15 protein-coding genes and 1 pseudogene are annotated in these 21,504 nt (G+C 69.7%); 10 read left to right on the plus strand and 6 right to left on the minus strand.

All coding sequences use genetic code 11. The features are described from left to right. Nucleotides 1-725, minus strand: a 725-nt coding sequence (locus tag CA983_RS21545; RefSeq protein ID WP_143645527.1) for a glycoside hydrolase family 27 protein, incomplete at its 3' end; no start/stop codon positions are given. Between the two features lie 388 nt (nucleotides 726-1,113). Between CA983_RS21545 and CA983_RS21550 the strand changes: the two genes are divergently transcribed. Both CA983_RS21550 and CA983_RS21555 read left to right on the plus strand, forming a co-directional pair. Beyond that, nucleotides 1,114-2,757 (plus strand): glycoside hydrolase family 43 protein, encoded by a 1,644-nt coding sequence (locus tag CA983_RS21550; RefSeq protein WP_425276465.1) that lies wholly within the window; start codon nucleotides 1,114-1,116, stop codon nucleotides 2,755-2,757. Nucleotides 2,758-2,804: 47 nt separating this feature from the next. Continuing rightward, nucleotides 2,805-4,823, plus strand: coding sequence for a glycoside hydrolase (locus tag CA983_RS21555; protein ID WP_086602543.1), 2,019 nt, complete (start codon nucleotides 2,805-2,807; stop codon nucleotides 4,821-4,823). Nucleotides 4,824-5,439: 616 nt separating this feature from the next. On the opposite strand, the gene CA983_RS21560 is transcribed toward CA983_RS21555, so the two are convergent. After that, the gene (locus tag CA983_RS21560) at nucleotides 5,440-6,453 is read right to left on the minus strand and encodes a LacI family DNA-binding transcriptional regulator (RefSeq protein WP_167407427.1); all 1,014 of its coding nucleotides are present in this window, start codon (nucleotides 6,451-6,453) and stop codon (nucleotides 5,440-5,442) included. A 324-nt stretch (nucleotides 6,454-6,777) separates the two neighbouring features. Here CA983_RS21560 and CA983_RS21565 point away from each other — a divergent pair, with 324 nt between their 5' ends. The 3 genes from CA983_RS21565 (at nucleotide 6,778) to CA983_RS46275 (ending at nucleotide 10,863) form a co-directional block, all read left to right on the plus strand. Continuing rightward, entirely contained in the window at nucleotides 6,778-7,743 is a 966-nt protein-coding gene (locus tag CA983_RS21565; protein WP_086602544.1) for a glycoside hydrolase family 6 protein, read from the plus strand. A 395-nt stretch (nucleotides 7,744-8,138) separates the two neighbouring features. Then, nucleotides 8,139-10,577: an ATP-binding SpoIIE family protein phosphatase gene (locus CA983_RS21570; protein WP_086602545.1), complete on the plus strand. Its 2,439-nt coding sequence runs from the start codon at nucleotides 8,139-8,141 to the stop codon at nucleotides 10,575-10,577. Nucleotides 10,578-10,704: 127 nt separating this feature from the next. Further along, a complete protein-coding gene (locus tag CA983_RS46275; protein ID WP_158101877.1) occupies nucleotides 10,705-10,863 on the plus strand; it encodes a hypothetical protein in 159 nt (52 codons plus the stop codon). A gap of 185 nt (nucleotides 10,864-11,048) precedes the next feature. Here the strand turns inward: CA983_RS46275 and rph are convergent, their stop codons facing one another. Both rph and CA983_RS21580 read right to left on the minus strand, forming a co-directional pair. Further along, nucleotides 11,049-13,652: a rifamycin-inactivating phosphotransferase gene (gene rph, locus CA983_RS21575; RefSeq protein ID WP_086602546.1), complete on the minus strand. Its 2,604-nt coding sequence runs from the start codon at nucleotides 13,650-13,652 to the stop codon at nucleotides 11,049-11,051. A gap of 440 nt (nucleotides 13,653-14,092) precedes the next feature. Beyond that, a pseudogene (locus CA983_RS21580) lies at nucleotides 14,093-14,618 on the minus strand (maleylpyruvate isomerase mycothiol-dependent enzyme family protein). A 193-nt stretch (nucleotides 14,619-14,811) separates the two neighbouring features. On the opposite strand from CA983_RS21580, the gene CA983_RS21585 reads away from it, so the two are divergent. After that, the gene (locus tag CA983_RS21585) at nucleotides 14,812-15,534 is read left to right on the plus strand and encodes a dienelactone hydrolase family protein (protein ID WP_086602547.1); all 723 of its coding nucleotides are present in this window, start codon (nucleotides 14,812-14,814) and stop codon (nucleotides 15,532-15,534) included. 434 nt (nucleotides 15,535-15,968) lie between these two features. Continuing rightward, nucleotides 15,969-16,772, plus strand: a complete 804-nt coding sequence (locus tag CA983_RS21590) for an MBL fold metallo-hydrolase (protein ID WP_086602548.1) — start codon at nucleotides 15,969-15,971, stop codon at nucleotides 16,770-16,772. Between the two features lie 255 nt (nucleotides 16,773-17,027). On the opposite strand, the gene CA983_RS21595 is transcribed toward CA983_RS21590, so the two are convergent. Both CA983_RS21595 and CA983_RS21600 read right to left on the minus strand, forming a co-directional pair. Beyond that, the gene (locus CA983_RS21595; RefSeq protein ID WP_086602549.1) at nucleotides 17,028-17,738 is read right to left on the minus strand and encodes a ribonuclease H family protein; all 711 of its coding nucleotides are present in this window, start codon (nucleotides 17,736-17,738) and stop codon (nucleotides 17,028-17,030) included. A 33-nt stretch (nucleotides 17,739-17,771) separates the two neighbouring features. Next, nucleotides 17,772-18,569 (minus strand): VOC family protein, encoded by a 798-nt coding sequence (locus CA983_RS21600; RefSeq protein ID WP_086602550.1) that lies wholly within the window; start codon nucleotides 18,567-18,569, stop codon nucleotides 17,772-17,774. A 147-nt stretch (nucleotides 18,570-18,716) separates the two neighbouring features. Here CA983_RS21600 and CA983_RS21605 point away from each other — a divergent pair, with 147 nt between their 5' ends. The 3 genes from CA983_RS21605 to CA983_RS21615 all read left to right on the plus strand — a co-directional run. Next, on the plus strand, nucleotides 18,717-19,724 hold the full coding sequence (locus CA983_RS21605; RefSeq protein WP_208637010.1) for a zinc-binding alcohol dehydrogenase family protein: 1,008 nt from the start codon (nucleotides 18,717-18,719) through the stop codon (nucleotides 19,722-19,724). A gap of 168 nt (nucleotides 19,725-19,892) precedes the next feature. Then, complete coding sequence (locus CA983_RS21610) at nucleotides 19,893-20,798, plus strand: SGNH/GDSL hydrolase family protein (protein WP_086602552.1); 906 nt, start codon at nucleotides 19,893-19,895, stop codon at nucleotides 20,796-20,798. 31 nt (nucleotides 20,799-20,829) lie between these two features. Next, nucleotides 20,830-21,504: aminoglycoside phosphotransferase family protein (locus tag CA983_RS21615; protein ID WP_244207047.1), on the plus strand; the 675-nt coding region annotated here is incomplete at its 3' end.

The raw sequence follows: 21,504 nt of genomic DNA on the forward strand, positions 1-21,504 counted from the left end.
CTGTTGGTGTTGCCGTTCTGCCAGATGTCGAGCAGGTCCTCGGTCGTCCGCCACAGGTCGGCGATCTCGCCCCAGTTGTACTTGTCGCCGGTGGGGGCGTGGAAGCTGTTGGGGTTGATGCTGTAGACGATCGGACGGCCGGTGGCGCGCAGGGCGTCGCGCATGATGGCGAACTGCGCGATCTGCTCGTTGAGAGTGCCGCTGCCGGAGCACCAGTCGTACTTGAGGTAGTCCACGCCCCAGGAGGCGAACGTGGCGGCGTCCTGGGCCTCGTGTCCCTTGCTGCCGGTGGAGCCGGGGTAGGTGCCCACGCCCTGGGCGCACGTTTTCTCGTTGGGTGCCTGGTAGATGCCGAACTTCAGGCCCTTGCCGTGGATGTAGTCCCCGAGCGCCTTCATGCCGCTGGGGAACTTGGTCGGGTTGGCCCGCAGGTTGCCCGCCGCGTCGCGCTGGGGGTCGAACCAGCAGTCGTCGACGACCACGTACCGGTAGCCCGCGGCCCGCATGCCCGAGGACACCATCGCGTCGGCGGCCTGGCGTACCTGCGCCTCGGTGATCCCGCATCCGAAGCTGTTCCAGCTGTTCCACCCCAACGGCGGGGTGAGCGCCGGGCTGCCCGGCGCGGCCGAGGCGGTGGAGTTCGCGGAGGCAGTCAGGGACGCGGTGACCGTCAGCGCGGCTGCCGCGAGGAGGTGGAGCAGTCGTCTGCCTGATCGTCTGGGCACCGGGGGCTCCTGTTCCGGGATAGGCGGGAAGGCTCTGCGGGTGGTCGGTAGTCGCCTGGTCGCGCGCCAGACAGTGGATGAATGCCGCATCGCCGAGCGGTTAGATCATGCACATGACACTTACTGTCGTTCGAAATTTCGTTCTACTTTCGAATCGTTGACGTCACGGATATTAAGGAGGCTTCCGAGCCTGTCAACACCAGGGGCCGGGTCGAGATCTCCACCGGCACCTTCGAGACCGCACCCGAACACCGAAATATTTCGACGCTACTAACGAATCATGCGAGACGTATTGACGGGAGTTCTCAACCGCCTAGCATCCAGGATGCTCACTGAGTCGCTCCACCCCACCTAAGCGCAACACCCGCAGAGGGAACGACACATGGATATGTCATGCGCGCGTCAATCCGTGGGCCGCCGCCGGGCGCTGGCCGTCGGCACCGGCCTGGTCACCGGTGCCTTCCTGCCTCTGGCCGGAGCCTCCCGGACCGCCGCGGCCGCTCCCGCCCGGGAGTCGCCCCTCGGGGCCGCCGCGGCGTACACGAACCCGGTGATCTGGCAGGACTTCGCGGACATCGACGTCATCCGCGTCGGCGGCACCTACTACGCCTCGGCCTCGACGATGCACTACTCGCCGGGCGCACCCGTCCTGCGTTCGTACGACCTGGTGAACTGGGAGATCGCCGGTCATTCGGTGCCGACCCTCGACTTCGGTGCCAAGTACGACCTCAACGGTGGCCGTGGCTACGTCCGGGGCATCTGGGCGTCGTCGCTGGCCTACCGTCCGGGCAACAGGACCTTCTACTGGCTCGGCCAGATCGACTTCGCCAGGACGTACGTCTACACCGCCACCGCCGTCGAAGGGCCCTGGAGCAGGCACACGACGATCAGCACGCCGTACTACGACGCGGGGCTGCTCGTCGACAGCGACGACACCCTGTACGTGGCGTACGGGAACACCACCATCAGCGTGGCCCAGCTCTCGCGCGACGGCCGCACCCAGGTCCGCACGCAACAGGTGTTCAGCACCCCATCGAGTGTCGGCACGCTGGAGGGGGCCCGCTTCTACAAGATCAACGGGCAGTACTACATCTTCCTGACCCGCCCCGCGAACGGCCAGTACATCCTGAAGTCGTCGAGCGGCCCCTTCGGTCCGTACACGATGCGGCAGGTGCTCCTCGACCTGCGCGGGCCGATCCCCGGCGGTGGCGTCCCGCACCAGGGCGGACTGGTGCAGACGCAGAGCGGCGCCTGGTACTACATGGCCTTCGTCGACGCGTACCCCGGCGGCCGGATGCCCGCCCTGGCACCCGTCACCTGGACCTCGGACGGCTGGCCCGTCGTGCAACTCGTCAACGGCGCGTGGGGCACCTCCTATCCCAGCCCGGCCGTGCCCACTCCACCCCGCCAGGTCACCCCCATGACCGGCGTCGACACCTTCGACGGCACGACCCTCAAACCCAGGTGGGAGTGGAACCACAACCCGGACAACACCAAGTGGTCGGTCGACAACGGACTGACCCTGCGGACCGCGACCGTCACCAACGACCTGTACTGGGCCCGCAACACGCTCACCCACCGCATCCAGGGCCCTACCTCCACGGCCACGGTCGATCTCGACTTCTCGGCGATGCGGGACGGCGACCGGGCCGGGCTCGCGCTGCTGCGTGACTCCTCAGCCTGGATCGGGGTCAGACGCGACGGCGGCGCGACGCGGGTGGCGATGGTCAACGGGCTGACCATGGACAGCAACTGGAACACCACCGGCACTGGCAATGAGGTCGCGAGTGCCCCGGTCTCCGGCGGCCGCATCCGGCTGCGCGTGAGCGCGGACATCCGTCCCGGAGCGTCCCGGCCCGGCACCTTTTCCTACAGCACCGACGGCATCAACTTCTTCCGCCTCGGGCCGGCCTTCTCCATGGGCAACGACTGGCGGTTCTTCATGGGCTACCGATTCGCCCTCTTCAACCACGCCACGCAGGCGCTCGGCGGCGCGGTCCGCGTCACGCGGTTCGAACTGTCCACGCCCTGAACGACGGCATGGATCGCACCACCCAACCCCCCAACCCGAGGAGAACCATGAACCCGCTGAAACGGCTCGGCCGTCGCCGAGCCTCCGTCTTAGCCCTGCTGGCCACGGCCGCGCTGATCACGCCCGGAACCGCGACCGGCGCACCCGACGGCGTCCAGGCCAGCACGCTGGGCGCCCAAGCGGCCCAGTCCGGACGGTACTTCGGGACCCCCGTGGCCGCCGGACGGCTCGGCGACGGAACGTACACCCGCATCCTGGACCGCGAGTTCAACTCGGTCACAGCCGAGAACGAGATGAAGTGGGACGCGACCGAGCGGTCCCGCGGACAGTTCACCTTCGGCGCCGCCGACCAGATCGTCAACCGCGCGGCGGCCCGAGGTCAGCGCGTGCGGGGCCACACGCTGGTGTGGCACTCTCAGCTGCCCGACTGGGTCAAGGCCATCAGGGACGCGAACACGCTGCGCAGCGTGATGAACAACCACATCACCACCGTGGCGAACCGCTACAAGGGCCGGATCCACTCCTGGGACGTGGTCAACGAGGCCTTCGCCGACGGCGGCAGCGGCCAGCTGCGCGGCTCGGTCTTCCGGGACGTGCTGGGCAACGGCTTCATCGAGCAGGCGTTCCGCACCGCGCGGTCGGCCGACCCGGCGGCCAAGCTCTGCTACAACGACTACAACATCGAGAACTGGAGCGACGCCAAGACCCAGGGCGTCTACCGCATGGTGCGCGACTTCAAGGCGCGCGGCGTGCCCATCGACTGCGTGGGCCTCCAGGCCCACTTCGGCGCCGGCGGCCCGCCCGCCAGCTTCCAGACGACGCTGTCGAGCTTCGCCGCCCTCGGCGTGGACGTCCAGATCACCGAACTGGACATCGCGCAGGCACCGCCGAACGCGTACGCGAACACCGTCAGGGCCTGTATGAACGTGGCGCGCTGCACCGGCATCACCGTGTGGGGCATCCGCGACAGCGACTCCTGGCGCAGTGGGGAGAATCCCCTGCTGTTCGACCGCAACGGCAACAAGAAGCCGGCCTACGCGTCAACGCTCACCGCACTGGGCGGCACTCCCGCAACGCAGCAGGCCGACACCCGTTCGGCCCGGTCCGCCGCCGCGCTGCCGTCCCGCTTCTCCTGGAGCTCCAGCGGACCGCTGATCTCACCGAAGTCGGACGCCACCCACAACATCGCCGGAATCAAGGATCCGACGGTCGTCCAGTACAACGGCAAGTACCACGTGTTCGCCAGTACGGCGAGCTCCTCCGGATACAACCTGGTGTACCTGAACTTCAGTGACTGGTCGCAGGCCGGCTCGGCCACGCACCACTATCTGGACCGCAGCGCCATCGGGAAGGGGTACCGGGCCGCGCCGCAGGTCTTCTACTACGCGCCGCAACGCCTGTGGTACCTCGTGTACCAGACGGGCAACGCCTCGTACTCCACCAACCCCGACATCAGCAATCCGAACGGGTGGAGCGCACCGCGCAACTTCTACTCGTCGATGCCGGACATCATCAGGCAGAACATCGGCAACGGCCACTGGGTCGACATGTGGGTGATCTGCGACAGCGCCAACTGCTACCTGTTCTCCTCCGACGACAACGGGCACCTGTACCGCTCCCGGACGACCGTCGGCCAGTTCCCGAACGGCTTCACCAACACCGTCATCGCGGCGCAGGACTCCAAGTTCGCCCTGTTCGAAGCGAGCAACGTGTACAAGGTGCAGGGCTCCAACCAGTACCTGCTCCTGGTCGAGGCCATCGGATCGGACGGCAGGCGCTACTTCCGCTCCTGGACGACAAGCAACCTCGCCGGCTCCTGGACGCAACTGGCCGCATCCGAGAGCAACCCCTTCGCCAAATCGAACAACGTCGCCTTTCCCTCGGGAGCCTGGACCAGGGACATCAGTCACGGTGAGATGATCCGTGCCGGTTACGACCAGACACTGACCATCCCCTCCTGCCGGCTCCAGTACCTCTACCAAGGCATGAACCCCAGCGCGGGGGGTGACTACAACCTCCTCCCCTGGCGGCTGGGCCTGCTCACCCAGACCAACTCCACCTGCTGACAGTGTGGGCCCCGCCGCTCGTGCGGGGCCCACGCCCACATTGCCTGAAGGAATGAGCGGCAGTCAGCGGGACCGTCCCTCGCCGTCGTGCTCGTCAGGTCAGGCCCGTCGTGCCTGTTTTCAATCCTCTCCAACAGGGGCAACCAGCGTCCTGGAGTCCGATGGGGTGAACCGGCCTATTTGCCGCGTATGTAGGGGTATGGATAACGCGAACGCACTCCAATCGACCAGGGAGGTTCTATGCGTATGCGCGCTGCTGCTGTTGCCCTGACCGCTGCCGCTGTACTTGCGGGGGCTGGGTCTGCTGTCGCCGCCGAGGATCCCGACCCTATCGGCGCTGGTGCTGGCGGCGGGGTCATCGACGACAGCCCCTTCGGTGGTTCTGGCTTGGGCCACCTCGGGGGCGGAGACGACGAGGACTCCTAGAGGCTTCGGCCGCGGCCCTCTGCAAGATGTCCGGAGGGTGATTCGCCCGGTCTCCCGCTCGCGTCACGCCAACCTCCGCAGTTTCCGTTCGGGGAACGGTCACCGTGACCGTTCCCCGAACGCTTTCCCGAAGCGCCCATTGCGGACTGAGGTCTTTTGACCTGCTGATACAGGGTTCAGAAACAGGCACTCAGGCGCTTGAGCGGGTGACCAGGCGCGTGGGCAGGATCAACGGGGTGGGGTCGTGTCCGTTGATGACCGTGACGAGCATGCGCGCCATCTCCCGCCCGAGAGCCGTTATGGGCTGATGGACGGTGGTGAGGGGCGGATCGGCGACCTGGGCAACGGTCAGGTCGTCGAAGCCCACCACAGCGATGTCGGCGGGAACGGCCCGGCCGGCCGCACGCAACGTGCGCAGCGCCCCCGCTGCCATGTTGTCGTTGGCAGCGAACACCCCGTCCACGTCGGGGTGGTGCGCCAGCAGGACCGCCATGGCGGCGGCTCCGCTGGGTTCGGTGAAGTCCCCCTCCTGCGGCGGCAACGGATCGAGGCCGGCCGCCAACAAGGCGTCCCGGTAGCCGCGGTACCGGGCACGCCCGGCCTCGGTGTCCAGACGCCCGCAGATCGCGGCCACGCGAGTCCTACCGCGCGAAACCAGGTACTCGGTCGCCTCGCGCGCCCCGCCGACGTTGTCGACGTCCACGTACCACCGGGGAGCCGGACCGACCGGGCGCCCTCCGAACACGACAGGCATCTCCGCCTCCTCGGCCATACCGACCAGCGGATCGTCCTCGCGCAGCGCCATCAGCATGACACCGTCGGCGCCCTTGGACCGGAAGAGTTCCTCCACCCGCTTGCGGCCCCGGTCGGAAGCGGCCAGGCACAGCATCAGATGCAGATCGGCCTCCTCCAGAGCGGTCGACGCCCCCACGATCACCTGCGCGAAGAACGGATCCGCGAAGATCGACGGATCCTCTCCCGAGACGACCAGGGCGGCCGCTCCCGTCTGACGCGTGGCCAGAGCACGGGCGGTCGGATTGGGAACATAACCGAGCTGCCGGACAGCCCGCGCAACCGCCTCCCGTTTGGCACGGCTGACATGCGGAGCGTCGTTGAGGGCACGGGAGGCCGCGGAACGGGAGACACCGGCGAGTTCGGCCACCTCGGCGAGCGTCGGCTGCCGACGCGGCGCATCTTCTGCCATGAACCACGAGCCCTTCCCTCACGACCGGACGGGAAGCGTCTCACTCCTGACCATGGCACTGCCACCACCACTCCTGGGAGCGCTTCCAGTTTTCCGGCGACAAGGCTTGTTCAGCCCCTACGAATCGCGTGGCGCATCGGCTCTTGACAGCTCAACTGGCCCGCAACACCATACCGAACACACCCCAACGATTTTCCAGTGCTGTTGGGACCGCTTCCAATGGGAGCGCTCCCAAGATCAGGTCGGTAACACCGCTCTTGCTCAGGTGGCACGCTCGGGACCAGAGCGTGCGACGCACCCCTGCGAGGAAATCGAGGTTCAGTCATGCGCCGCAGACTCCGCGCCTTGGCCGCAGCGCTCGTCGCTCTGCCGCTGGCGTTCGCCGCCGCACCGTCCGCCCACGCGGCCGACCCGACCACCATGACCAGTGGGTTCTACGTGGACCCCGACAACAGCGCGAAGAGGTGGGCCGCCGCCAACTCCGGCGACGGCCGAGCCGCCGCGATCAACGCCTCCATCGCCAACACCCCGATGGCCCGCTGGTTCGGCTCCTGGAGCGGCACCATCGGCACCGCCACGGGGGCCTACGCGGGAGCAGCGGACCGCGTCGACAAACTGCCCCTCCTCGTCGCCTACAACATCTACAACCGCGACTACTGCGGCGGGCACTCCGCGGGCGGAGCCGCCTCGCCGTCCGCCTACAGGAGCTGGATCGCCCAGTTCGCCGGCGGGATCGCCAACCGCCCGGCCGTCGTCATCCTGGAACCGGACTCCCTCGGGGACTACGGCTGCATGACCCAGGCCCAGATCGACGAACGCGAGAGCATGCTCACCGGCGCCCTCGCCGAGTTCAACCGCCAGGCCCCCAACACCTGGGTCTACATGGACGCCGGCAACCCGCGCTGGGCCGACGCGGCGACCATGGCCCGGCGCCTCCACGAAGCCGGCCTCCGACAGGCCCACGGCTTCTCACTCAACATCTCCAACTACATCACCACCGCCGAGAACACCGCCTACGGCAACGCCGTCAACCGTGAACTGAGCTCCCGCTACGGCTACACCAAGCCGTTCGTCGTGGACACCAGCCGCAACGGCAACGGCTCCAACGGCCAGTGGTGCAACCCCTCAGGCCGCCGCATCGGCACCCCCACCCAGCTGGGCGGAGGCGCCGAGATGCTCCTGTGGATCAAGGTTCCGGGCGAGTCCGACGGCAACTGTGGCGTCGGAGGCGGCTCCTCGGCCGGGCAGTTCCTCCCGGAGGTCGCCTACAAGATGATCTACGGCTACTGATCCCGGACTCCCGTGGCCCGGTACGCCCGGACTCCCGTGGCCCGGTACGCCCTGCCTCGCGACCGGGCCACGGCGCCGCCCGCCACACCCCGACCGAGGCCGCCGCTCATCGTCTTGCGGACATGCGGTCGACAGTCGGCCGGACCGTGGGCATCCCCGCGTCCACCACCGAGCAGGAGCGGTCATGCACCACGTGTGCATACGGCGCCGCGCGGCCACCGTCACCGCGGCCCTCACCGGGACGCCGGCGCAAGCCACGCTCGCGCAGGACGGGACCACCCGGGCAACCAAGCAGGCCGGGGCGCCGTGGAGCGGGGGCGGATCTAGGCTGGAAGCAGCCGCTGGAAAACAGCCCTGGCAGGACGGCTGTCCGGACGGAGGCGCGACGCGTGGAAATGGCCGGCAAAAGGGACGCCCCCACTGCCGCAGTCGTTGTGGACCCGGACGGCGTGGTGAGCGGCTGGAGCGAGGGAGGGCGGCTGCTGCTGGGCTGGACGGCGCAGGACACAGTCGGGCGTCCCGTGGCCGACCTGCTGGTCGATCCCCCACCCGCCGGCTTTCCCGAGGGCTACGGCGCCGGCCCCGACCCCACGGGGTTCATCCCCCTGCGCCACCGGGACGGTTTCACGGTGGACGCCGTGGTGGCGGCTCACCCCCTGTTCGGTCCCGACGGGCGGGCACTGGGTCACGTGGTGACCATCCAGCGCTGGGGACGCCGCCCGGTGATCGCCGACCGGGCCTTCGAGCAGTGTCCCTTCGCTCTGGGCGCTTACGACCCTGAGCTGCGGTTCCTGTGGATCAACGCCTCCTCGGGCCGGGTGATAGCGCACTCCGAGGAGCAGGTGCTCGGGAAGAAGTACCGCGAGGTGCTGCCCGAATTCGACCGCACGCTGTTTCCCGAAAGGGACGACAAGCCCTACACCGACAAGCTCGCCGAAGTGGCGAGGACGGGCGAGCCCGCGCGTCTCATCACCGTCTTCCGCCCGCGCGGCAGCAACTACGCCAACGCCTGGGCCACCAGCATATGGCCCGTCCGAGACGCCGAGGGCAGGGTCCGCGCGATCGCCAACTGGGGATTCGACATGAGCGCCGAGTACTGGGCTCGGCAGCGCCTGCTCATCCTCAACGAGGCCAGCGGCGGCATCGGCCGGACACTCGACGTGATCGGCACCGCCCAGGAACTGGCCATGACCCCGGTGCCGGGATTCACCGACCTCGTCAGCGTGGATCTCTTCGACGAGGTGCTGCACGGAGAGGAACCCCCCTCCGCGTCCGCGCTCATCCCCGGCGAGACCATCACGCTCAGCCGTGCCGCCCAGCACAGCGCGAAGGAGGACACCGACCGGGCTCCCGGGCTCCCGATGCCGGTCAGCCACCCTCCCGGTTCCGTCGCCGCCCGCTGCATGGCCACCGGCAGGTCCACGGTCGAGCTCGCCGCTGAGCCCGGAGAGGGCGGCGAATGGGCCTTCGGGCCCGGGCTCGCCGCCGACCCGGCCCACTGGCCAACGGGCAACCCGTTGAYCGACGGGTCCATCGCCGCGGACGGGCTGACCGGCCGGATCACCGTGCCGCTCCGGGCGCGCGGCGCGCTGCTCGGCGTCGTCGCCTTCTCCCGCACCGAACGGCCCGAGGCGTTCACCGCCGACGACCTGATCCTCGCCGAGGAGCTGACCGCCAAGGCAGCCGTCGCCATCGACAACGCCCGCCGGTACTCGCGCGAGCGCGCGACCGCGCTGACCCTGCAACGCAGCCTGCTGCCGCAGGGGCTGCCGATCCAGGAGGCGGTCGAGGTGGCATCCCGCTACCTGCCCGGCGGGACCGGCGTCGAAGTGGGCGGTGACTGGTTCGACGTCATTCCGCTGTCCGGCGCCCGGGTCGCCCTGGTCGTCGGCGATGTCGTCGGCCACGGCCTGCACGCCTCGGCCAGCATGGGCCGGCTGCGCACGGCGGTCCGCACCCTCGCCGACGTCGACCTGCCGCCGGACGAGTTGCTGACCCACCTGGACGACCTGGTCCTCCACCTCGCCAGCGACCTCCAGCCCGCCGGCCACTTCCAGCAGACCGGCGAGTCCGGGGCCACCTGCCTGTACACCGTCTACGACCCCGTCTCCCGGCGCCTCACGCTGGCGAGCGCCGGCCATCCCCTGCCCCTGATCATCTCCGCGGACGGCACCAGGACACCGGTACCCGCACAGCCGGGACCGCCGCTCGGGATCGGCGGGCTGCCTTTCGAGGCCACCGAGCTCGAACTGCCCGAGGGCAGCCTGCTCGCCCTCTACACCGACGGACTGGTGCAGAGCCGCAAGCGCGACGTCGACCAGCGGATCGCCGAACTGCAGCGGATCCTGAACCACTCGGCCGCCTCACTGGAGGCCCTGTGCGACACGGTGTTGGACGCCATGCTCCCCGAACGCCGCACCGACGACGCCGCCCTGCTGCTCGCTCGCACGCACGCGCTGGATCCCCACCACGTCGCCGACTGGGACGTCGAACCCGACCCCTCGCAGGTGCCGGGCGCCAGGAAGTTCGCCGTCGACCAGGTGGACGCCTGGGGCCTGGAGGAGGCGTCATTCGTCACCGAACTGGTCGTCAGCGAGCTGGTCACCAACGCCATCAGATACGGCGAGCCGCCGATCCGGCTGCGGCTGATCCGCGATACTTCCCTGATCTGCGAGGTCTCCGACGCCAGCAACACCGCCCCGCACCTGCGCCGGGCCCGCGCCTTCGACGAGGGCGGCCGGGGCCTGCTGCTCGTCGCCCAGCTCACCGACGGGTGGGGCACCCGGCACACCACCAGCGGCAAGACGATCTGGTGCGCGCATGCCCTCCCCTAGCCTGACCCGCGCCTGGCTCCACGCCGCGCGAGGCGTCGCCGACCTCGCGGCCGGGCACGCAGCTGGGTGAGGGTGGGCAGCTGCAGTCGAGCTGGTGTGCCGGGGTCGCGGTCGCCGCAGGCCCGACGTGCTGCTAGTACGACGTCCCGACTGGCTGCACACCGCTGCGGCCGACCTCACCCCGGCCGACGACAACGAAGCCGTACTGCAACGGTGGAAGGCCCTGCTCAAGGCCCTCGACTACAGCCTCCGGGACGAGAAGATCGGTCGGCAGGGAGTGTGGTGATCCGCTTTCGTCGTCGATGGCGGCTGAGGCGGTGTTCTGAAAGAACGAGCTGAGGAACCATGTCGAAGTTCTGGCGCCGGAGCGAGTGGTCGAAGTTCACCGCCGGATCGAGGCAGGAGCGGCCACGGGCAGGCTGGTACTTGACCGCACCGCGCTGTGGGACGACGTGTTCCCGGTGTGGTCGGTCAAGGCAGGATCTCGACGTACCCCTCGGTTCCGTGCACGCGGATCCGCTGCCCGTCCCGGATCAGCCGGGTGGCCTGCTCCACGCCCACGACGGCCGGCAAGCCGTACTCCCGGGCGATGACCGCGCCATGCGTCATCAGGCCGCCCACCTCCGTCACCAGGCCCGTGATACCGACGAACAGGGGCGACCAGCTGGGGTCCGTGAAGGTCGTGACCAGGATGTCGCCCGCTTCGAGATCGGCCTCCGCCAGGTCGAGGATGACGCGCGCTCTGCCCTCGATGGTCCCGGCGGATACCGGTAGGCCGACCAGGGCGCCGTCCGGCACGTCGTCGCGCCGGTACGCCCCCGTGACCGCCTCGCCGTCCGATGTGAGGACCCGGGGCGGTATGAGCGCGTGGTACGACCGGAACGCGTCCTTGCGCTGCTGGATGAGCCGGTCATCCACCTGGTGCGAGCGCACGACGTCGTGGAGTTCCTGGAACGTGAGGTAGAAGATGTCCTCCTTCTCAGCAAGCACGCCTGCCTGCACGAGGCGCTCGGCCTCCGCCAGCAAGGCTTGCTTGTAGACGAAGTAGCGGCTGACGATGCCGTACTTCGGGTACTCCCGGTACCCGATGAAGGTTCTGACCCGGTCGATCATCCGCTTGGCCTCGTCGGCTTTCCGGTCCCCGTCCGGCAGGGCCCGCAAGCGTGACAGCACCTCCTGTTCCTTCTTCTGCGCCTTCTGCCGCCCTTGTTCGAAGCGCCGCTCGGCGGCTCCCGGCTCGAAGTTCCTGACGTTGTCGAGGATCACGGGCACCAGCGTGGTCGGGCGCTCGCGCCAACGTGGCCTCGTGATGTCGATCTCGCCGACGCAGCGCACGCCGTACCGGTCGAGGTAGGTCTCGATGGCGTCGCGCGCCTCGGTCCCGCCCGCGAGCTTCGCCAGGTCGTCCAGGAAGCCCTCCTCCTCGACGCCCACGCCCTGCAGGAACGCCACCACCTCCGGGTGCGGCCGGATCACGTCCGCGACGTCGAGCAACGCCAGTCCCATCTCCGACGTGACGTTGTTGGGGGCGGACAGCGTGAGCGTGTCAGCCGCGTTCTTCTCCCCCAGCCACTCCTGCAGCTTGTCGTTGAGCCACCACGTGGCCTCCATCCCCGCCATGATCACCTGCATGCTCAGCGGATCACCGAGGAGTCGCTTGTGCTCCTCGAAGGCCTCCAGCAGGAAGCCGAACAGCGCCGGTCCGGTCTTCGTCCGGATGTCGCGCTCCAGTGCGGCGATGGACACCTCGCTGCGCTCGATCAGCTCGGTGACGATGGCCGGATCGGTTTCGATCGGGGCGGACGCGCCGCCGGCAGGCGGCCCGCCGGGCCCCTCGTCGGGCAGTGTCGGGACGAAATCGCCGCGGTCGAGGACCGTCTGCAGCGCGTCCGTGACCAGCGGATCGCCTCGCCCCATGACGTCCAAGAGGCCGGCGCGGCTCGCGGGCGAGGCCAGGCGCCGGGTGACGTCGACGAACAGTCTTCCGCCGGCCTCGTGCATCGGCACCATGGCCGTCAGCTGCCACATGGAGAGCCCCAGGGGCCTCATGGGGTCGGTCATCATCTGCTGATGACCGACGGAGACGTAGACGTGGTTCTCCTGGTCACCGGTCTCGGGGATGGGGAACAGCGTCGTGATCGGCCGGCTCTGAACGATCCGGAAGTCATCGTCGACCAGGCACCATTCGATGTCCTGCGGGCGGCCGAAGTGCGCTTCGATCCGCCGCCCGAGCCGCACGAGCCGCACGACCTGCGGATCCGTCAGCGCCGGCTCCTCCTGCCGCTGCGAGTCGATCGCCACTTCCTGCGTACCGCCGCCCGGCAGGACGTGAACGGCACGCTGCTTGGCGGCGATCGCCTTGGCGACGACTTCGCCTTCTCGCACCTTGAAGACGTCCGGGTTCACCAGGCCGGAGACCAGGGCCTCGCCGAGACCGAAGCCGGCGTCCACGGTGGCGACCTTCCGGTTGCCCGTGACGGGGTCGGCCGTGAACAGGATGCCGGCCGCATGCGGGAAGACCATCCGCTGCACGACCACGGCCATGTGGACCGTACGGTGGTCGATGCCGCTGCGCCGGCGGTAGGTGACGGCCCGCTCGGTGAACAGCGAGGCCCAGCACCGGCTGACGTGCTGGAGGATCGCCGTCGGCCCCACTACGTTCAGGTACGTGTCCTGCTGGCCGGCGAAGGAGGCCGTCGGCAGGTCCTCTGCCGTCGCGCTGGACCGGACGGCGTAGGCGGCTTGTTCGCCGTGCTGGGCGAGCGCACGGGTGATCGCCGTCGCGAGATCGTCCGGGATGGCGATCCCTTCGATGGTCCGGCGGATCTGCGCACTGAGCGTGCGGATCGCCTCCCGGTCGTCCGGGTTCACGCGCGACAGCTGATCGAGCCGATCGTCGATCGACGGCGCTTCCGCCATGATCCGCCGGAAGGCGTCCGTCGTCACGCAAAAGCCACCCGGCACGCTGATGCCTTCGATCCGCGACAGCTCGCCCAAGTGCGCGCCCTTGCCGCCGACGACGGCGACCTGACCCCCGTGAATCTCCTGAAGATCCCACACGTACTGCTCAATCATTGCGCTCCCTCTGTGGCCGCCGTACTCGGCCGCCGCCAGCCCCACCGCCGGTTCGATGTCACCACTTCGCCCTTGCGCCGACCGGACACACGCACGTCGTGCCCCTCCCCCACATTCCGCAGGTTGTGGCCTCGGCGGAGGATTCTCCGCGACGACCCGGGTCTTGCCGCAAGCCCCCCGGTGCGCTATACGTTAAGCATGGCAAGGAGAGAACTCTCCTTGCCTTTGCCTTTGCCGTCCGCTGGAAATGACAAGCTCCCCCGCGAAGCGGTGGCGTGCCGTGTACGAGCGCGCGGCGTTTGGCCCGGGTCCGGAACGGGGCTCGACCCCCAGTCATGTTCACGACCACGCGGCGGAAACACCGACGACTGCAGCCGGTTCACGGCTGTGGTCCAGCCACGGGTCGTACGTTTCTGCCATGCCCCTCCTCCTCAGCGCGGTCACCGCATCCCGCAGCGTCTGCGGAGGAGCTCCACGCCATCGCCTTCGAGGTCGTCGCAGTACGGCGAGCGCCCGGTCATCGCCATCACCAGGGCCAAGGTGGTACCGGAGACGAGTGGCCCAGGACCGGTCGTGAAAGGGCCGTCATCCGCAGCGAGTGTCAGGCCGCCGATACGTCCCTTGGCAACGACCGCGAGGTCCGAGCTCCGGTAGTACTCGGCCACCAGCGTGACCACTTCGATCGGGTAATCACGACTGATGCCCAGCGGACGCCGGATGTCTTCTCCGTGCACGATGGTCTCGCCCAGGCCAGCCAGCGCAGGGAGTTGAGGCTCGCTGCCGCGGTGAGGTGCGCCAGCACCTCGCGCACCGGCAATTCGGTGCACAGCTCGGTGCACAGCGACGACGTTGTCCTCTGCTCGTCCGTCAGGTCTGCGAGATCAGCGGCCAGCGCCGTTCGCTCAGCGTGGATCAGGGGCCAGGCTCCAGGCCACGGCTGCGGTCTGCTGTGTGGTGAGGCGGCATCCGGCCACGGAGCCGCCGCAAAAACCCGTTGGCGGATCACGGCGACCGTTGTAACCTCCCGGAGGCCGTGCGAGAGAACGAGGAGGTGGTACCCGTGAACGCAGTATCGACATGGGTGCTCCCCTCCGGGGTCACGGTCGGGCGATAGGTCGTCCGGGAGCGCCGTCTCTGAGCACTCCCGAAGGGCACGACCATGCAATTCACTTCTCAACAGCGCCTCGACGACGGCGTCCTCGAGCGCGAATTCATCCTCGGCGAGATCCCCGGCACCCTGTGGACGCCCGGATCCGCACCGGCCCCGCTGGTCCTGATGGCCCACAACAACGGCCTGCCCAAGGCGGAACCCCGGCTGGTGGCCCGGGCCCGATACACCGCGGCGCGCGGCTACGCGGTGGCCACCATCGACGCCGCCGGGTGCGGTGACCGTCCCCGTTCCGCCGCCGACGAGCAGGCCCGTGCCGACCTCCGGCGGGCGATGCAGGCCGGCGAGCCGGTCGACGAGATCTTCGAGTCATTCATCGGCCCGCTGGTCGACAACGCGGTCCCGGAATGGCAGACCACTCTGGACGCCCTCCTTGAACTGCCCGAGATCGGCGGCCCGGTCGGGTACTCCGGGGGGTGGACCGCCCTCGGCATTCGGCTGGCGGTGGTCGAGCCGCGCATCGCGGCCGCCGGCTTCTTCGCCGGAGGTTACGTGCCCCGTGCCCAGCGCGAGGAGGCCCGGCAGTTCACCATTCCGCTGTTGTTCCTGCTGCAGTGGGACGACGAGGGGAACCCCCGGCAACGGGCCCTGGACCTGTTCGACGCTTTCGGCAGCAAGGAGAAGACGCTGCACGCCAATCCGGGAGGGCACACCGGCACCCCGTGGTTCGAGCTGGAGGACGGGTGCCGGTTCCTGGACCGACACCTGAAGTGAGGCAGCCGGGCCATCTGGCGGGCAGCAGACGGTAGGCGGTGTCGGCCAGGATGCCGTCATCGAGGACAGGTCCCGGCCCTCCTCGATGGCGGCGGTGGCCGGCAGATGCACAGCCGCCCCGATCTCGGCGGTACCGGCCGTCGGCGGCGCCCCAGGTGTCGCTGTCCGGAGAGCATCGATGGCGGTGGCGGCCTGCCGGGGCAGCTCGGGTCATAGTCGGCTACGCGGATGCCACTGGGCTCTGACACGGCCGTCCCCTCGGTCAACGCACGCTGCGGTGTCCACCGGACTTCCGCCCAGCCACCACGCCCGCCCTGGCCATCCGAGGTTGGAAAAGGGCTCATTCACCTGCCGCCTGAGCAGGGCAGCCTCGTACATCGCGAACTCGTGAGAAATTCTCAAAGCCTGTGGATCGTGCGTTCTAAGATCCCGGGATGAGTGATGAGTTTCTTCGCCTTACGGTCCTCGGGTGTGCGACGCCGTACCCGAGCGTGGACAACCCGTGTTCGGGCTATCTGGTGTCGAGCGGCGACACCCGGATCTGGGTGGATGCGGGGAGCGGCACGCTCGGCCCGCTCCAGCGGCACGTGCGGCTGGACGAGCTCGATGCGATCTGGATCTCCCACCTGCACGCCGATCACAGTGCGGATCTGCTCACCGCGTACTACGGCGCCCTGTACGCAGACATCCGTCTGACAGCGCCGATCCCCCTCTATGGCCCACCGGGAATCGCCGACCGGCTGGCCGGGTTCCTCACCAACACATCGGCCCGCAGCCCGATCGAATCCGCCTTCGCCGTCACCGAGTTGCACGACGGGCATCAGGTGACCATCGGCTCGCTGCGGCTGACCAGCCGGGCGGTGGCGCACGGCATCCCGGCGTTCGCCGTGCGCATCGAGACGGTCGGCACGTCGCTGGTGTACTCCGGGGACACCGCGCCATGCCCGAGCCTCACACAGCTGGCCGAGGGATGCGACGTGCTGCTCTGCGAGGCCGAGAGCGCGCAGGCCCCGCCCGAGGGTGACCAGGTGCACCACACGCCCGAGGATGCCGGCGACACCGCCCGCGCGGCCCTGGCAGGCCGGCTGATCGTCACGCATGTCGGCCGCTTCGTCACACCGCAGCAGGCGGTGGCACGCGCCTCGGCCAGGTTCGGAGGTCCCGTCGAATACGCCACCCCCGGTGCCACCTTCACGATCGGCCAGGCCACGACTGCACCGGTGCGCTCGACGAGTTGACCGCGTTCGAGGATGGCTTTGGATCGGACGAGAGCAACGAGGTGGGGTGTGTTCACGGCCCACCAGTGTGCTGATGATGCGCCTCTCGCATGGCCGTCGGCGGTCGTACGGATGTCACGGAAGGTGCTCGCCGTGCAGCTGCCCGACGGGCCGCATCGCGCTGTCCCAGCGACTGGCCAGGGCGCCCGACGGTCCTCTCGCCTGATGCCGAACCCTCCCAGAAGAGCCGTCCACCCTTGCCGGCCCGGGAGTCGGTCAGACGGTCTCGGTCGTGCGGCACTCCGGGTGGCCCCAGCCGCGGTCGTTCTTGGCGATGGACTCACCGGCCGCGTAGGAGCGGCCGCACTGGCAGCGGCCGGGGAACTTGGCCTTGATGGTGCGCGAGGAGGCCTTCGAGGAGGCCTTCGCGGTGCGGGCCGTGCCGCCGCGCGACCGGGCGCGCGGGGCCTTGGCCGGGGTGTCCGGGGCGGGCGGCGGCTCGGGAGAGCCGAGGTCGCTGCCCGCGGGCTCCTGTGCGGTGGCGGCCTGGCTGGCGGCCCGGTCGGCGAAGTCGTTGAGCCGGTCGCCGTCGACCTGGTGGGCGGGCACGTAGCGGAACTCGACCGAGCGGCCGTCCAGGAGCTCGTCGATGCGCACGACGAGGTCCTGGTTGGCGACCGGCTTTCCGCCGGACGTCTTCCAGCCGTTGCGCTTCCAGCCGGGCAGCCAGGTGGTGACGGCCTTCATCGCGTACTGCGAGTCCATCCGGATCTCGAGCGGCACGTCCGGGTCGGTGGCCGTCAGCAGGCGCTCCAGCGCGGTGAGTTCCGCGACGTTGTTGGTGGCCTTGCCGAGCGGCCCCGCCTCCCAGCGCACCGGGCTCTCGGAAGCGTCGGCGACGACCCAGGCCCAGCCCGCGGGCCCGGGATTTCCCTTCGAAGCCCCGTCACACGCGGCCACAACACGTTCACGCATGGCCCCGATCATGCCATGGCCGCGTGCGCCGTCCGGCCGGAGGTCTCAGCTCACGTCGGTCATCTTCGGCATCTCGCCCTCGGTCCTGGTGATGTCGATGACCGAGAAGTTGGCGCCCTGCGGATCGCTGAGGGACGCGAACCGGCCGAACGGGGTGTCCATGGGCCCGAAGCGCAGGACGCCGCCGAGCTTGGTGGCCTTCGCGACGGCGTCGTCGCAGTTCTCGACGGCGAAGTAGACGTTGATGTACGGCGGCACCTCGGGCGGGAAGTCGTCCGTCATCTTCATCCGGCCCAGCACGCTGCGGTCGCCGAGGTCGTAGATCCGGAAGTCCATCTCCTCGTCCTCCATCTGCTTCTGCGTGTAGGAGAAGACGGCGGGGAAGAACGCGTCGGACTTCTCGGGCTCGCGGGTGAAGACCTCCGCCCACGTGTAGGCGCCCGGTTCGGCCATCGTGTCGAAGCCCTCATGGGTGCCCGCCTGCCAGACGCCGAACACGACACCGCTGGGGTCGCGGGCCAGGCACATGGTGCCGAAGTCGCCGACCTGCATCGGCTCCATGAGCACCTCGCYGCCGTTGTCACGGATCCGGGCGGCGGTGGCGGCGGCGTCCCGGGCCGCGAAGTACAGGCACCACTGCGACTGGCCCTCCTGGCCGGGCATGGGCGGGACGACGGCGGCGACCGCCTTGCCGTTCGCATAGGCCTGGGTGTAGTTGCCGAACTCCGTCGACGCCTCGGCGAAGGTCCAGCCGAGGACGTCTCCGTAGAAGCTCTTGGCCCCTTCCAGGTCGCTGAACATCGCGTCGGCCCAGCACGGGCTTCCTTCAGGTTGCACGGCCATGGCTGCGGCCCTCTCCGAATGGGTGGATAGTCCGTTTCCTCACGCTAATCACCCGCGGGCCGGCCCGCGCGCCGAACAGGCGGTTCCGTCGCAGACTGGGCGTGGGCCTTCGGCAGGACGGGGAGCGGCGCCATGGCGGACGGGACGATGCGCGCGTGGTCGGTGGTACGGCCGGGCCCGGTCGAGGAGGGGTCCCTGCGGCTGGTCGGGAAACCGGTGCCGGTGCCCGCGGACGACGAGCTGCTGGTGCGTGTGCGCGCCTGCGGTGTGTGCCGCACCGACCTGCACGTCGTCGAGGGCGACCTGCCCGTGCGCCGGGCGGGCGTCACGCCCGGTCACGAGGTCGTCGGCGTGGTGGCCGGGGCGGGCGCGGCGGCGCGCGGCTTCGCGGTGGGCGACCGGGTCGGTGTGGCCTGGCTGCGCCGCACCGACGGCAGCTGCGCGTACTGCGCGCGCGGCGCGGAGAACCTGTGCCCCGGCTCCACGTACACGGGCTGGTGCGCCGACGGCGGCTACGCGCAGTACACGACGGTACCGGCGGCGTTCGCCCACCGGCTGCCGGAAGGCGTGCCGGACGTGGCCCTGGCTCCCCTGCTGTGCGCGGGCATCATCGGCCACCGGGCGCTGCGGCGGGCCGGGCTGCCGCCCGGGGGGCGGCTCGGGCTGTACGGCTTCGGGGGCAGCGCTCATCTGTGCGCGCAGGTGGCGCTCGCCGAGGGCGCCACCGTGCACGTCATGACGCGCGGGGCGGCCGCCCGGCGGCTGGCGCTGGAGCTGGGCGCGGCCTCCGCGCAGGACGCGTACGCGCGGCCGCCGGAGCCGCTGGACAGCGCGATCCTGTTCGCCCCTGTGGGCGAGCTGGTACCGGTCGCGCTGCGCGCCCTGGACCGCGGCGGTGTCCTGGCCATCGCGGGCATCCACCTCACCGACACACCTCCCCTGCACTACGAGACCGAGCTGTTCTACGAGAAGCAGGTGCGAAGCGTCGCCTCCAGCACGCGCGAGGACGGCCGCGAGTTCCTGACCCTCGCGGCGAGGTACGGCGTACGCGCGACCACCCATCCGTATCCGCTGTCGCGGGCCGTGGAGGCGCTCGCGGATCTCAAGGCCGGGCGGTTCGACGGGGCGGCGGTGCTGGTGAATGACTTGTCGTGAAGTGAGCCGGGGGCATACCCGGTCCGGCATGCCCCGTCCGGCGGGTCTGACCCGCCGTCACGTCGTCGGCCGCGTACCGCGTTCCGTGGCCGACGCGTGTCTTCCCCCAGGGGTCCGGTTGTGCTTGCCTGGGGAGCCGTTTCACCGGCCCGGGGCGGGAGTTGCCGTATGCGCAGACCGTGGATCGTGGGTGTGCTGGTGGCGGGGTTGCTGCTCGGTGCGTGCGGCGATCCGTCGTCCGGGCCCGAGACTTCCCCGCCGTCCGCCCCGGAGGTGTCCGCGACCACGCACCAGCGTGCCCCGGCCTCCTCCCCCAGCGTCCGGGCCCCCGTGAAGGCGCCCACGGTGCTGTACCTCGGCGACTCGCTCGCCATGGAGAACCAGAAGGTCCTCGGCCAGGAGCTGCGCCGGGACCTGCGCGCGAAGTACACGAGCGCCCCGTACTCGGGCACCACCCTGTGCGACTACCTGGAGGGCACGGCCGAGCGGTCCCTCGTACCGGCCCGGGACAAGGCGGCCGCCCTGGTGCGGTCGCTGCGCCCGGACTTCGTGGTGCTGCAGTTCTGGGGCAACGCCTGGGACTTCACGTGGTGCATGGACGGGATCACGTACGACGGTGCGCGGGAGCGGTACTTCAAGCGGTACGAGGCCGACGCGCGCAGCCTCGTCGAGCAGATCGCGACAGCCGGCGGGTCCCACCGGCCTCGGATCGTGTGGGTGCTCCAGGGCCCGGATCCGATCACGCCGGACCGGGTGCGCCGGGTGAACGGACTGTACGAGCGGCTGGCCGCCACGACGGGCGGCATCGTCGCCGACGCCGGGAAAACGGTGAGTCCGGACGCGGACCGCTACACCTGGACGCAGCACCTCCCGTGCACCGACTACGAGCGTGCCCATCCCGACTACTGCACTCAGCCGTCACGCGACCGGACGGCCCTGCACCGGGACGACGACTACCTGCACTTCTGCCTGGCGCCCACGACGTCCACGCCGAAGCCCTGCCCGGTCCGCTCCCCCGGCATCCTGCGTATCGCCCGGGAGATCACGAAAACCATTCGACAGTCGGCGAGTTGACCGCTCGAATGGCGGCATGTGCGCGGTGCGAATGCATGAGGACGAAGTGGACATCGACGTCTCGCTCGTCGGCCGGCTGATCGCGGGACGGTTCCCGCGCTGGGCAGGGCTGCCCCTGCGGCGCCTGGAGTCCTCCGGGACGGAGAACGCCATGTTCCGCCTCGGTGCGGACAAGGTCGTACGGCTTCCGCGGCATCCCCGTGCCGTCGAGGGCATCACGCACGAACTGCGCTGGCTGCCCCGGCTGGCACCCGGGCTGCCCGCCGCCGCTCCCGAACCCCTGGGGCGGGGTGAGCCCGGCGAGGACTTCCCGTGGCCCTGGGCGGTGTACAGCTGGCTGGACGGCCGCAACCCGGTGCCCGGCATGCTCGAGGAACCCCGCCTGCTCGCCGAGGACCTGGGGACGTACGTCACCGCCCTGCGCCGGATCGACGCGGCCAAGGGCCCGATCGGGTACCGGGGCGTGCCTCTGGCGGCCCGGGACCGGTTCATGCGTGAGGCCCTCGCGCAGCTGGCGGGGCGGATCGACACCGCTGCGGTGACGGACCTGTGGGAGCAGGCCCTGCGCGCGCCGGAGTACGCAGGGCCGCCGGTCTGGGCGCACGGCGATCTGATGGCCGGGAATCTGCTGGTCAGCAGCGGACGGCTGACCGCCGTGATCGACTACGGCACGGTGGGGGTGGGCGATCCCGCCGTCGACCTCATC

Source organism: Streptomyces swartbergensis (assembly GCF_002148965.1).
Taxonomy (GTDB): Bacteria; Actinomycetota; Actinomycetes; order Streptomycetales; family Streptomycetaceae; genus Streptomyces; species Streptomyces swartbergensis.